This window comes from Lactobacillus sp. ESL0679 (genome assembly GCF_029433515.1).
Classification (GTDB): Bacteria; Bacillota; Bacilli; order Lactobacillales; family Lactobacillaceae; genus Lactobacillus.
This window is the reverse complement of record NZ_JAQTIG010000006.1, coordinates 18,811-34,837: the sequence shown is the minus strand read 5'-3', so window position 1 is coordinate 34,837 and position 16,027 is coordinate 18,811. Positions and strand designations below refer to the sequence as shown.

Here is a 16,027-nt window from a genome sequence, read left to right as displayed (position 1 = left end):
CGGCCAAATTAAAAGCAGCAACAAGCATCTAAACTTGTTGCTACCTAAAATTTTAATAATTAATATGCTCGTTGTCCCTTCTTATAGACTGCCTTATCCTTTTGAGCCACAGCCTTAACATCAGTCAACGGATTTTCATCCAAAACCAGAAAGTCAGCATACTTGCCGATTGCTAAAGTACCATACTCATCATCAATCTTCATCAATTGTGCTGAATGCACACTGGTTTGTAAGGCTTCATAATTAGTGAAGCCTTGTTCTGTTAGCAATTGCAATTCAGTTGGCGTTTGGAAGTAATCATTAAATGGTGTTCCCGCGTCAGTACCCAAAGTAATCTTAACGCCGCGATTTTTAGCGTGCGTAATATTCTTACGCAAATCGTCTAGGGCATCACTAGCCTTCTTTACTTCCCAATCCGGCATTATTCCTACCGCATAAGTAGGAAAGGCCCAATCGGCAACCACAGTAGCTGTCAAATAGGTCCCTTGCTTAAGCATCATGTCAATTTGGTCATCATCAACATAAAAACCGTGCTCAATTGAATCTACTCCAGCCTTAATTGCATTGCCAATCCCAGCATTGCCCTCTGCGTGAGCCGCAACGATCAAGCCCTTATGATGGGCCTCCTCGACTGCCGCACGCATTTCGGCAACACTTAATTGCGGATCATCCATAAAATCATTCTTGGTCATTACACCACCCGTGGCCATAACTTTAATATTCTTAGCGCCCTTCTTCAAACCTTGACGGACAGCCTTGCGCATCTCATCAGGAGAGTCTACCAGATGAGCAAAATGCGGTGAGTCACCATGACCACCCGTCATCGAATAAGCCATCCCCGACGGCATAATTTCTGGGGTCTTAGTAATTTTACCCTCTTCAATCATCCGCGATAATGTAATATCAATATCATAAGTTGACCCACATTCACGAATATACGTTACGCCAGATTTAAGAAAATCATGCAGGTGCTGCACTGCACGGACAGTTGTCTCGACAACATTGGCAGTTGGATCACCATCATATGCAGTTGAACTATTGTTAATGTGTGTATGGCAATTAATCAACCCTGGCATCACGAACTTACCTTCTAGGTCCACTACATTGTCACCAGCAGGTGCAACGCCAGCTCCCATTGCCGTAATCTTACCTGTTTCGTCATCGACAACGAAGTAACTATTACTTGTAACTTTTTCTTCTTCACCATCATAAAGATTCATGTTTTGATATACAGTTTGTGTCATTTTAAATTTTCTCCTTCTTGCTTTTCCAATTGTTAAAAATCGTTATGTCCTTATTTTATGAAGCCGACCTTGTACCATAATTGATGGTCATTATTATTCTCTGCTGGCTTAAGCGAATACCCGGTCACCTTGTCATTAACAGCGAAAACAGAGTACGAATTAAACTCTGGGATTGCATATGCTTCATCATTCATATATTCTTGCCATTCATGGAACTTTTGTACCCGATATTTATGGTTAAAGGCCTTCTGTGAATCAATTGCTGCCAGCAGCTCATTATTCTTTTTGGTAACAAAACGCGTGTAATTTTTGGGTGAATTATCAGAATAAAGACTACTAGGCGATGCCTCACTGTCCAGATGCCAGCCAATCTCACACATATCAAAATCATGACTGTCGCCTTCAAGCTTAGTTACATAAGAATTAAATTCAGTCAGGCGATTCCCGATTAATTTAACATTTAAGCCAATCTTATGCCACTGTTGGAGATAATTTTGCTGAATGGGATTCTGAGTCGGATCAGTTTCTCTTGCCATATACCGAATAGTTAATGGCTTACCATTAGGCTGCACACGCCATTTACCTTTTTTCTTATAGCCAGCCTTATCCAGTAACTCGTTGGCTTTTTTTAAGTTATAAGTATAGCCACGAGCGTTTTTATCAAACACATCGCCAAACTGTGCGGGAATTAACGTCGGAACTCGAAAGCTTAAACCATGAGTATAATGCTGGTAGACCTCATCAGTATTCATTGCGTAGCCAATTGCCTGTCTTAAAGCCTTATTGTTCATTTTGGCATGAGGATCCATAACATTTTTATTCTTTTGTGCATCCCATTTACCAACCTTAAAGCCGATAAAATTGTAGCCTAGTGGAACTTTAGCAACAAAATTGACACCCTTAGTGTTTTTAACTTGTTCCCATTGCGAATTAATTACTTGTGCAACATCATAAACCTTGCTCTTAATAGCCTGAGAAGCAGAATTAGTAGCTAAAACTGAAATTTCAATTTTGTCCAGTTTTGGTCGACCTCGCCAATAGTATTTATTCGGTACCCAAGTAACTGACTGACCACGAACGATTTTCTTTAACTTAAACGGCCCAAAATATAACGGGGATTTTCTAATCTTGTCAGATGACTGTAATTTATCAAACGGTACATCCTTTAGATAATGGTATGGTTCAGCTGTTTCCCAGAAAAAGTTGTTGCCTGAATATTCCATTCCCGGCTTCAATTCGTCAAAATGAATTATTACCCGACGCCCCTTTTCACCATCAGGCATTTCAATCCCAGTAATTGTCTTAGCTTGGCCTTCATGATAAGCTTTCATGCCCTTAATATTTTCAAAGGAATTGGAATAATTCTGCGATTGTGTACCCTTGTTAGCCAAAATCTCGTATGCGTACTCAATATCCTTAGCTACCACCTGCTTGCCATCAGACCACTTAACGCCCTTCTTGATATTAATTATTGCCGTATTGTTTTTCCTATCTAAGCGAATCGTGGCAGGACCTTTATCATTAAACTTGTAATGATTATCAGTATCAAACAAGCTTTCATTACCAGGACTGGCAATATCATTGTCAACGGCAGTATTTTTAATTTCGTTAGAAAAAATCCCGGTAAAGGGTGTATCTGTCTCCTCCGCAATTTTAAGCGTTCCACCCTGCTTCACTTTTTTAACCGGTGTTTTAATTGGAAACTTTTCACTAACCTTCGTGTTATTGTTATTACCGCCGCAAGCAGTCAACCCAATCGCTGCTGTACCAATAACTGCGGCTGACTGCATTAACTTCTTAAATTGAAAATTCATTCTTGTACCTCTCATTACCAATAAAAAAAGCCTCATTCAACTTAATGAATAAGGTTTTCATCTTGTAGTTCAACCCCATTCATTAGAACGCGAATAAGGGCTTAACTACAATCAATTACCAGTTTTTAGTAATTATCTAGGTCAAGTCCTTTACGTTCAACAACAAGACTAATGATTTTAATGGGGAAATAGCTCTAATAGTAATTTGCTTAATAATATTTGCGTTTTCCATTAGAGCCATCTCCTTTTTATTAATTTATATTTAACATATTAACAACATTTTAATGTATAGTCAACTCATATTTCAATATTTGCACCAAAAAAGCATCCCCAGTCATTGAGGATGCTTTCTTAGTTTAACTTACCTTGATACTATTTCTTAAAATTACCAACCAAGATGTAGCGACCATGACGTGTATGGTAGTACTTCTTGCCCTTAATTATTTTGGTACTGTAAATCTTAATCTTTTGGCCCTTGCCCAGCTTTTTATCACTGAGGCGATGGCCGTTCTTGTCATAAACATAGGCATTATGCTTTAAGCGTAATTCACTACCTTTGAAGTTGCCGGCTGCAATATATCTGCCGTGCTTCGTGTTGTAGAACTTGCGACCATTGATATAAATTGTCTCGTAGGCCTTCATCTTCTTGCCACGCTTTAAGACAGTCTTGCCAATCCGCTTACCCTTTGAATTATAAACATAGGCATTGTGACGCAATTTGCCTTCAAAGCCGACAAAGTTGCGCGCAACTACATAATGGTCATCACCGATGTAATAATAGTAACGGCCGTTGATTAATTGCTTATCACCGTAGGTCTTAACCTGCGTGTCGATTGCAATAACAAGATTGCTTATGCGATTGCCATTCTCATCGTAAACATAAGCATTGTGACGCAGTTTCTTAATTATCGCGTTAGTATCTGCGGCACCCGAGGTTGATGTAGAAGCAGAGTTTGAAGCAGATGGCGTATTAGATGGTACATAGTTACCACCGCCACCATTGTTATCCCAGTCATTAGCAATCGACTTGCTCTGGCTAATTGAAGTGCTCTCACTCTGACTGGCAACAATTGAGGTTGACTTACTGTTACTCATACTTACGCTAGTTGCACTAGAACTATCGCTGATTGAAGCACTAGCACTAATGCTAGTGCTAACAACTACCGAAGTACTCTCACTTTGACTAGTTGAAGTGCTGTGACTTGCCGAACTATTGCTACCACTAATCGAGGTACTGAGACTCTCACTTGCACTACTTACAAGCGAATTGCTGCGACTCATACTTGCACTTGCTGAACTATTGCTATCACTAATTGAAGTGCTGAAGCTTTCACTGGCACTATCAGCCTTTGACTTGCTCTGGCTTTCACTGGTTGACCGACTCATACTTGCCAAGTAGTTGCTGGTACTAATTGAAATACTAAAGCTTTCACTCTCACTAACAACAACTGAATCACTAAGGCTAAGTGATCTACTGTAACTCTCACTTGCACGATCAGCTACAAACTGACTGTCTCTTTGACTAACTGATGTACTCAAACTTGTTGAATATGAACTGTTATTGACTGAATTACTGTAGCTTTCGCTGCTGCTATCAGCCCTTGACTTACTTTGGCTTTCGCTAGTTGATCTACTCATACTTGCCAAGTAATCACTCGTACTAATTGAGTTGCTAAAACTCTTGCTCTGGCTGGCAACTACTGAGTTACTATCACTGATTGAGACGCTATAGCTGCGGCTAATACTTTCAGCGTTAGACTGACTATCACTTTGACTGCTTGCAGTACTAATCGATGCAGATTGATCGCTAGTACTAATTGAAGTGCTAAAGCTCTTGCTTTGACTGACAGCTACTGAGTCACTATTACTAATCGCTTCGCTATAACTGCGGCTCATACTATCTGCCAATACTTTACTATCGCTTTGACTAATCGAAGTACTTAAACTAGCTGAATAATTACTGTCATTAATTGAAGTACTATAACTTTCGCTAGCACTAGCAGCCAGAGATTGACTGTCTCTTTGGCTTGCTGACATGCTTAAGCTGGCTGAGTAAGAACTATTATTGACAGAATTACTATAACTATCACTCAAGCTGTCTGCCTTAGACTTACTTTGACTCTCGCTTGTTGAGCGACTAACACTTGCTAAGTAATCACTAGCGCTAATTGAGTTGCTGAAGCTTTCGCTTAAGCTAGTAGCTCGCGAATTACTTAAACTAAGAGATCTACTATTGCTTAAGCTAACATTAACAGCTGTTGAATTGCTGTCACTAACTGAAGCACGATAACTCTGGCTAGCACTTACAGTTATTGAGTCACTGCCACTCAGTGACATACTGTAACTTTGACTACTACTATTAGCTAACGATTGACTATCACGTTGACTAGCAGAAGTACTATAACTTGCCAAATTATTACTATCACTCAATGACTTGCTGTAGCTCTCACTAGTACTATTTGCCAGTGACTGACTATCGCGTTGGCTAGCTGACACGCTTAAACTTGCTGAGTAAGAACTGTTATTAACCGAATTGCTATAACTATCACTCAAGCTGTCTGCTTTTGACTTACTGTTGCTCTCACTTGTTGAACGACTGACACTTGCTAAGTAATCACTAGCACTAATTGAATTACTGAAGCTGTCACTCAAACTTGAAGCTACTGAGTTACTCTGGCTTAAGGACTTACTGTAACTTTGACTGTTACTGTTAGCTAATGATTGACTAGCAGAAGTACTTAAACTAGCTGAATAATTACTGTCTTTAATTGAAGTACTATAGCTGTCACTTGCACTAGCAGCTAGTGACTGACTATCGCGTTGGCTAGCTGACACGCTTAAACTTGCTGAATAAGAGCTGTTATTAATCGAATTGCTATAACTATCACTCAAGCTGTCTGCTTTTGACTTACTTTGACTTTCACTTGTTGAGCGACTGACACTTGCTAAGTAATCACTAGCACTAATTGAATTACTGAAGCTGTCACTCAAACTTGAAGCTACTGAGTCACTTTGGTTTAATGACTTACTTTGACTATCACTAGTACTATTAACTGCTGAATTACTATTACTTAACGAAACATCATAACTCTGACTATTGCTATCAGCAAGCGACTTACTATTACTCTGGCTCGTAGAAGTACTTTGGCTTGCCAGACTATTGCTATCACTTAAGAAGTTACTGTAACTCTCACTAGTACTATTTGCTAGTGACTGACTGTCGCGTTGACTAGCCGAAGCACTCAAACTCGTTGAATAAGAACTATTATTGATCGAATTGCTGTAACTTTCGCTTAAGCTGTTAGCCTTGGACTTACTGTTGCTCTCACTTGTTGAACGACTAGTACTTGCTAAGTAATCACTAGTGCTAATTGAATTGCTAAAGCTCTCGCTTAAACTTATATCCTGTGATTTACTTTGACTTTCACTCGTTGAGCGACTAGTACTTGCTAAATAATCACTAGCACTGACAGAGTTACTGTAACTATCGCTCAAGCTATCTGCCTTAGACTTACTTTGACTCTCGCTTGTTGAACGACTGACACTTGCTAAGTAATCACTAGCGCTAATGGAGTTACTGAAACTTTCACTCAAACTAGACACTACTGAATTACTCTGGCTCAATGACTTACTATTACTCTCACTAGTTGAAGCATTAGCATTACCTGAAGCACTAATTGCCGAAGCAAATGAACTTTGCAAACTCTTAGACATGCTGTCACTCTGACTGGTAGCTGCTGAGTTACTTTGACTTAATGATGTATTATAACTTTGGCTAATGCTATCAGCAGTCGAATCACTTTGACTCAATGATTTACTGTAACTTTGACTAGCACTATCAGCAAGTGACTGACTGTCGCGTTGACTGGTCGAAACACTTAAACTCGTCGAGTAAGAACTGTTATTAATAGAATTGCTGTTACTATCACTCAAGCTGTCTGCTTTAGACTTACTATTACTTTCACTCGTTGAGCGGCTGGTACTTGCTTGGTAATCACTAGCGCTAATTGAATTGCTAAAGCTGTCACTCAAACTTGAAGCTACTGAATTACTCTGACTTAATGATTTACTGTAACTTTGACTAGCGCTATCAGCAATCGATTGACTATCACGTTGACTATTTGCCATGCTCTGGCTTGCAAAATTATTACTATTAACTAATGAATTGCTATTGCTCTCACTAGCACTATCAGCAAGTGACTGACTGTCGCGTTGACTGGCTGAAGCACTTAAACTCGTTGAGTAAGAACTGTTGTTAACAGAATTGCTATAACTATCACTCAAGCTATCTGCTTTAGACTTACTGTTGCTTTCACTTGTTGAGCGGCTGGTACTTGCTTGGTAGTCACTAGTGCTAATTGAATTGCTAAAACTCTCACTCAAACTTGAAACTACTGAGTTACTCTGACTTAAAGATTTGCTATTACTCTCACTAGTTGAAGCATTAGCATTACCTGAAGCACTAATTGCCGAGGCAAACGAACTTTGCAAGCTCTTAGACGTGCTGTCGCTCTGACTAACAGCAGCTGAGTTACTTTGATTTAATGAAGTACTGTAACTTTGACTAACACTAACATTAACTGAATTACTCTGACTTAGTGACCTACTGTAACTTTGGCTGGCACTATCAACAAGTGACTGACTAACGCTTTGACTCGCAGAAGCACTTTGACTTGCTGAGTAAGAATTACTATTAACCAAATTACTATAACTATCACTAATTGACTGGCTATCACGTTGACTAGCTGATGCACTCAGGCTAGCAGAATATGAACTGTTATTAACAGAATTGCTGTAACTATCACTTAAGCTATCTGTCTTAGACTTACTATTACTCTCGCTCGTTGAGCGACTGATACTTGCTTGGTAATCACTAGCGCTAATGGAATTACTAAAGCTGTCGCTCAAACTTGAAATTACTGAATTACTCTGACTCAATGACTTGCTATTACTCTCACTAGCACTATCAGCAAGTGACTGACTGTCGCGTTGACTGGCTGAAGCACTTAAACTCGTCGAGTAAGAACTGTTATTAACAGAATTGCTATAACTATCACTCAAGCTGTCTGCTTTTGACTTACTGTTGCTTTCACTTGTTGAGCGACTGATACTTGCTTGGTAATCACTAGCGCTAATTGAATTACTAAAGCTGTCACTCAAACTTGAAGCTACCGAGTTGCTTTGGCTTAATGACTTACTATTACTCTCACTAGCTGAAGCATTGGCATTACCTGAAGCACTAATTGCCGAAGCAAACGAATTTTGTAAACTCTTAGATGTGCTGTCACTCTGACTAGTAGCTGCTGAGTCACTTTGGCTCTCACTCGTTGAACGGCTGGTACTTGCTTGGTAATCACTAGCGCTGATTGAATTACTGAAACTCTCACTCAAACTTGAAACTACTGAATTGCTCTGGCTCAACGACTTACTGTTACTCTGACTAGTACTATCAGCGATTGATTTACTATCACTTTGACTGTTTGCCACACTCTGGCTAGCCGAACTGCTACTACTACTTAGTGACCTACTAGTACTCTCACTAGTACTGCTTGATAGTGACTGGCTGTCGCGTTGACTAGCTGAAGCACTTAAACTCGTCGAGTAAGAACTGTTGTTAACAGAATTGCTGTAACTATCACTTAAGCTATCTGCTTTAGACTTACTATTGCTTTCACTTGTTGAGCGGCTGGTGCTTGTTTGGTAGTCACTAGTACTAATGGAGTTACTGAAACTTTCACTCAAACTTGAAACTACTGAATTGCTCTGGCTCAACGACTTACTGTTACTCAGGCTAGCTGAGGCATTTGCGTTGCCTGAAGCACTAATTGCCGAAGCAAATGAACTCTGCAAGCTCTTAGACATGCTGTCGCTCTGACTAGTAGCAGCTGAATTGCTTTGACTTAGTGATGTACTATAACTTTGACTAGTACTTTCAATCACCGAGTTACTTTGACTCAAAGACTTGCTGTAACTTTGGCTAGTGCTATCCGCAATTGATTTACTATCACTTTGACTTACGGAAGCACTTTGACTAGCTGAATTATTACTATTACTTAACGAAGTACTGTAGCTTTGGCTAGCATTATCTGCTGCCAATTTACTGTCTCTTTCACTGGTTGAGCGACTAACACTGGCCGTAAAATCACTATTGCTAATCGAAGCACTAAAGCTATTACTAAAGCTATCTGCCTGTGACTTGCTCTGACTTTCGCTGGTTGAGCGGCTGGCACTAGCCAAATAATCGCTATTACTGATCGAAGCACTATAACTATTACTTTGACTATCAGCCTTAGACTTGCTTTGACTAGCACTGGTTGAAGTACTTGTGCTTGTCAAGTAATCACTAGTACTAATGGAGTTACTGAAGCTGTCACTTAAACTAGCAACTTGCGAATTACTTGCACTGTTACTTTCACTTGTCGAAGCATTAGCATTACCTGAAGCGCTAATTGCCGAGGCAAACGAACTTTGTAAGCTCTTAGACGTGCTGTCACTTTGACTAACAGCTGCTGAATTACTTTGACTTAGTGAGGTACTATAACTTTGACTAGCACTAACATTAGTCGAATTGCTCTGACTTAATGATTGACTGTAACTTCGGCTGGCACTATCAGCAACTGACTGACTATCACGTTGACTTCTAGAAACACTTTGGCTAGCCGAACTGCTACTACTACTTAGTGACCTGCTAGTGCTCTCACTGGTACTGCTCGATAGTGACTGACTGTCGCGTTGACTAGCTGAAGCACTTAAACTCGTCGAGTAAGAACTGTTGTTAACAGAATTGCTATAACTATCACTCAAGCTGTCTGCTTGTGACTTGCTTTGGCTCTCGCTTGTTGAACGGCTGGTACTTGCTTGGTAGTCACTAGCGCTAATTGAATTGCTAAAGCTTTCACTCAAACTTGAAGCTACTGAATTGCTCTGGCTCAACGACTTACTGTTACTCTGGCTAGTCGAAGCATTGGCATTACCTGAAGCACTAATTGCCGAAGCAAACGAACTCTGTAAACTCCTAGACGTGCTTTCACTTAAACTGTCTGCCTGTGACCTACTATTGCTTTCACTAGTTGAGCGACTGGTGCTTGCCTGGTAATCACTAGTACTAATTGAATTACTGAAGCTATCACTCAAACTTGAAGCTACCGAATTACTCTGACTTAGTGATTGACTATAACTTCGACTGGCACTATCAGCAACTGATTTACTATCACTTTGACTAATTGAATTGCTTTGACTTGCTGAATAAGAACTGCTATTGACAGAATTGCTGTAACTTTCACTAGTACTGCTTGCTAGCGACTGACTGTCACGCTGACTAGCTGAAGCACTTAAACTCGTCGAATAAGAGCTGTTATTAACAGAATTGCTGTAACTTTCACTCAAGCTGTCAGCTTTAGACTTACTATTACTCTCGCTCGTTGAACGGCTGGTGCTTGCTTGGTAGTCACTAGCACTAATTGAATTGCTGAAGCTTTCACTCTGACTAGCAGCTTTTGAGTTACTCAAGCTATTGCTCAAACTTTCTGATGCAGTAGAGTTGCCTGACGCACTAATTGCTGATGCAAATGAATCTTGCAAACTCTTGGAAATACTATCACTTTGGTTAACTGCTGCAGAATTACTCTCGCTTAACGATGTACTGAAACTTTGACTGGTACTATCGGCTATCGATTTACTATCGCTTTGGCTCCTCGAGGTACTTTGGCTTGCGGAACTATTACTATTACTGATTGAAGCGCTGAAACTTTCACTAGCACTAATTACTGTTGATTGACTGTCTCTTTGACTTGCAGAAGCACTTAGACTAACTGAATAAGAGCTATTGTTAACAGAATTGCTGTAACTTTCACTCAAGCTGTCAGCTTTAGACTTACTATTACTCTGGCTTGTCGACTGGCTAGTGCTTGCCACATAATCACTAGCACTAATAGATTTACTGTAACTTTCACTCGTGCTAACTACCACAGAATTACTATTACTTAATGATGTGCTATAACTTCGACTGGCACTCTCAGCTGCAGAGTTGCTAGCACTAATTGAATCACTATAACTTTCACTCTGACTAATCGCCTCTGAATTGCTTAAACTATTACTCAAACTTGCTGATGAGTTTGAATTGCCTGAGGCGCTAATTGCTGATGAATATGAACTTTGTAAACTCGTAGAAATGCTCTGACTGGCACTTTCTGCAGCCGACTTGCTCTCGCTTTGACTGGTCGAAATACTCAGACTTGCGGAACTGTTACTCGTGCTGATTGAAGTACTGAAGCTCTTACTCTGGCTGTCTGCAACGGATTTACTATCACTTTGACTTGTAGAAGTACTTGTGCTTGCAGAACTGTTACTACCACTAATTGAGGTACTAAAACTCTCACTTGCACTATCAACAACTGAATTACTCTTGCTAATTGATGTGCTAAAGCTTTCACTCTGGCTGTCTGCAACGGATTTACTATCACTTTCGCTTATTGAGGTACTCGAACTAGCTGAGCTGTTGCTTGTACTTAATGATGCACTGTTGCTGGCGCTCAAACTATCAGCTTCTGACTTGCTTTCACTTTGACTTGTAGAAGTACTTGTGCTTGCAGAAATATTACTGTTACTGATTGAAGTACTAAAGCTCTCACTTACACTAGCAATAATAGAATTACTCTTGCTAATTGATGCGCTAAAGCTTTCACTCGCACTGGCTGCAGCTGACTTACTGTCACTTTCGCTTATTGAGGTACTCGAACTAGCTGAGCTGTTGCTTGTACTTAATGATGCGCTAGTGCTGACACTCAAGCTATCAGCTTCTGACTTGCTCTCACTTTGACTTGTAGAAGTACTTACACTTGCAGAACTATTACTATCGCTAATTGAAGCGCTGAAACTCTCACTCGCACTGGCAACATTTGAATTACTCTTGCTAATTGATGTGCTAAAGCTTTCACTCGCACTGTCTGCAGCTGACTTACTGTCACTTTCGCTTATTGAGGTACTCGAACTAGCTGAGCTGTTGCTTGTACTTAATGATGCGCTAGTGCTGACACTCAAGCTATCAGCTTCTGACTTGCTCTCACTTTGACTTGTAGAAGTACTTACACTTGCAGAACTATTACTATCGCTAATTGAAGCGCTGAAACTCTCACTCGCACTGGCAACATTTGAATTACTCTTGCTAATTGACGTGCTAAAGCTTTCACTCGCACTGGCTGCAGCTGACTTACTGTCACTTTGACTCGTAGAAGTGCTCAGACTTGCAGAACTGTTACTACCACTAATCGAGGTACTAAAACTCTCACTTACACTGACAATTGCTGAGTTACTTTTACTTAGTGATGCACTATAGCTCAAACTATCCTTAGCATTCGAATTACCAGAAGCATTAATCGCCGACTCAATTGAATTTTGTACACTTGTTGAAATACTTTCACTCAAACTAGCAGCAGTTGATTTGCTGGTAGAATTACTTAAACTAGCAGAACTATTACTCTTACTAATTGAGGTACTAAAACTCTCGCTTGCACTGGAAACAATTGAGTTACTCTGATTAATTGAAGTGCTAAAGCTATTACTCTGGCTATCTGCAATAAATTTACTGTCACTTTGGCTGGTCGAAATACTCAGACTTGCGGAACTGTTACTATCGCTAATTGAGGTACTGATGCTAGCACTCAAGCTGTCAGCCTCTGATTTACTCGTGCTTTGACTAGCTGAAGTACTCAAACTAGCAGAACTATTACTATCACTAATTGAAATACTAAAACTCTCGCTTGCACTGGCAACATTTGAATTACTTTTGCTTAGTGATGCACTATAACTCAAGCTATCCTGGGCATTTGAATTACCAGAGGCATTAATTGCCGATGAAAACGAATTTTGTAAACTCTCAGAAGTACTGTCACTTTGGCTGATTGCTGTCGAATTGCTCGTGCTAATTGAGGCACTATTGCTAGCACTCAAGCTGTCAGCCTCTGATTTACTCGTGCTTTGGCTAGCTGAAATACTCAAACTAGCAGAACTGTTACTATCAATAATTGAGGTACTAAAGCTCTCGCTTGCACTGACAACAATTGAGTTACTTTCACTAATCGAAGCGCTGTTACTAGCACTCAAGCTATCTGCTTCTGATTTACTCGTGCTTTGACTAGCTGAAGTACTCAAACTAGCAGAATTATTACTATCGCTAATCGAGGTACTAAAGCTCTCACTTGCACTGGCAACAATTGAGTTACTTTCACTAATTGAAGCACTGAAGCTCTCACTCTTACTATCAGCAATTACTTTACTATCGCTATCACTGAGCGACCTGCTGATACTTGCACTATCAACCGTTGACTGACTCTTGCTTTGACTTAATGAAAGCGAACTAGCTGAACTTGATTGACTCATTTGCGAATTATCAACCAGCAAACTTTCAATCTCTGAGTGTGTTGCGGCATCGGATAAACTGCCAGCTTCAGATAATGAATTCTGCACACTAGCTGAAAGCTGCTGTCCTTGCGATGTTAATGAGGAATTGAGTCGGCTGGCTTCCGAAGTCATGCTAGGATTCATACTGTCACTATTGTTACTTGCTGACTCACTTGCCGAAGCAATATAGCGTGAGGCTGATAATGATGCCGAATTATAATTGACTTCACTCTGGTTTAATGCAGAAGCCGCTGCACTTGAAGCCTGCGAGCTTGCTGCTAGGCTCTGTGAATTAACATTAGAAATTGCATCCAACTTACTTTGAGAAGCTGACAAACTTGCACTGACTGATGAAGAATTTTGCGCTGAGGTGCTTGCTTCATAATTCGAATTTTCATTTGAAACCGCTGCATGCATTGAAGAATTACTCTTACTTAGATTTAAGTAGCGTGAAACCGTTGAAGAATAATTCTTACTGGTAACTTCCGATGCACTCAAACTAGCAATAATACTATCTGACAAACTTTCAGAAGCATTAAGCGAAACATGGCTCAAACTCATCAATTGCGAGTCTTTCAGTGAATTGCTGACACTAATTGACTTGCTCATTCTAGTAATATCAGCCTTCATACTAATAATCGCTGAAGTTGCTGCCGAGTTCGATAAACTCATATCAGCAGATTGTCTTTGCCATAAACTCAATGAAAACGAATTAAGCTGTGAAGTAACTAGCGACGTATCATTGCTATCTTTAGCACTTGCCAGCGATGCAGCATTGCTTTCATCCGTTACTTTCCTACTTGTGGAAGCAAACCAAGTGCTCGTAGATTCACTATTAGCAGTACTTACTGAATTAGCATTGCTACTGTCACTTGCTCTTGATGCCGAATTACTTTCAGCCTGACTAATTACCTTACTTTGAGAATCTGAATCATCAAAACTTCTATTCCTGTAAGCCGACAAACTAAGACTTTGACTGCTAAGCAAGCTAAGATTGCTTGAAGCATATATGCTATTGGCAAAACTTTGGGCATGATCACTAGCTACACTAGCTGAACGAGATTGACTGTTAGCGATATAAGACTGCAGCATCGCACTGTCACTATTAGCAACAGAAATATTATTGGAAGCAATGGCCGAATTATTAGAAGCGTTATCAGAGCCGCCACCGATGATTAAACTATTAAAAGTATCATCATCGTCGCCATTCACTTTTGAATCTTGCGTAGATGCTAAGCTGCTGGCATACGAATTAGCAAGCGATGCAGCTTGTGAGCCTTTTTCATGTAAACTTGCTGAGCCAGAAGAATCACGATTGTTACTGGCCAAACTCTTAGATTCTGACTGTGATACATAATCAGTTAACGATGAATGATTGGCACTGGTATTGTTAAAATCATTGGCAATCGAGTTAGCTTCTGAATTAGCATCAAAATTATCTTGCAAGTTAACCAATGAATTTTGCGCTAAAGTCGTCTCTTTAATTGCCTGCGATTGTTGCAATTGCGGTTTAACATAGCTCGCCTGACTGGTCGCACTTGTTGAAGCTGATTCAGTGGTTGATACTGAACTGGCAGTAGACTGTGATTTAACTACTGTTGAACTCCGCGGTTCTTTTTGACTATCAACAGATGACTTTATGTCTGCGCTAGCTGATTGTTTAGGTATCGCCTTAGATTGTGTTTGACTAAGCGCTTCTGCCGTACTAGTTGAATTACCTTGTGCAGTCTGCTCATAATCGGCTGCACTTAGTTGCTGGGCGCTCTGAGAAGCAGGAATTACTGCTGAATTAGCATTAACAAGTAAATGTTCATAATTTGTTGTTTTAACCTTCGGCACATTAGTTGCCGCATGAGCCACTTGCGGCGAATTCAATAAGCCGCCTAAAATACCGCCAATTCCGGCTGTACTCGCAGCTAACAAATTTCGCTCAAGCGACCTCATCTTTTCTATTTTCTTCTTTTTTGTTAACTCTTTCTCTAACTTTTTGTTTTGATCTGAATTTACCATCTTATACACCTAACTTAATAATCGATAACTCAGATTTCATGACGGTTACCCGTTACTTGGCGCTAAACTCAATTAACTCCACTAGACCTGAGAAAGCAATTTACATTGCTATCTTGAATAACAATAAAATTACGCTTACTACCAATAACTAATAGCAGCTCTTTTCTAACACACACTTTTTATACTATACAAGCCGCAAGACTAGCGACTTAGTTGTAACTATTATAATAATTATTTCTATAAATTCAATGGTACTTTTTACACAATAATTATCGATAATAATAACCAAATTGCATTTAGCAATTTGTATATGGTGGTTATTTATTTGATTGAATTTAAGGGCAAAGCAATAAACATACGATTCTAATTAAATAACCTTATTGCTTATAATTAATAAAAATAATCAGCAATAATTTAAAAAAGTAGTAAAAGTATCATTACTTTTATTAAACTTAACGATATCTTAAGATTTTCTCCTTTCAGCTATCTGTAAATATAATATACAGTTAAATATATTTATAAATTATATATAAGTAGTCATAAATATTAGAAACTATATAT

Annotated in this window: 3 protein-coding genes; all 3 read right to left on the bottom strand. The window is 39.6% G+C overall.

The annotated features are described in order from the left end of the window. Positions 1-59: 59 nt before the first annotated feature. The gene (locus tag PT287_RS07905; protein ID WP_277134008.1) at positions 60-1,244 is read right to left on the bottom strand and encodes an amidohydrolase family protein; all 1,185 of its coding nucleotides are present in this window, start codon (positions 1,242-1,244) and stop codon (positions 60-62) included. 50 nt (positions 1,245-1,294) lie between these two features. Continuing rightward, positions 1,295-3,058 carry an oligopeptide ABC transporter substrate-binding protein gene (locus PT287_RS07900; protein WP_277134007.1) on the bottom strand — a complete coding sequence of 588 codons (1,764 nt, stop codon included), beginning with the start codon at positions 3,056-3,058 and terminating at the stop codon, positions 1,295-1,297. A 372-nt stretch (positions 3,059-3,430) separates the two neighbouring features. After that, entirely contained in the window at positions 3,431-15,466 is a 12,036-nt protein-coding gene (locus PT287_RS07895; RefSeq protein ID WP_277134005.1) for an SLAP domain-containing protein, read from the bottom strand. Positions 15,467-16,027: the final 561 nt, after the last annotated feature.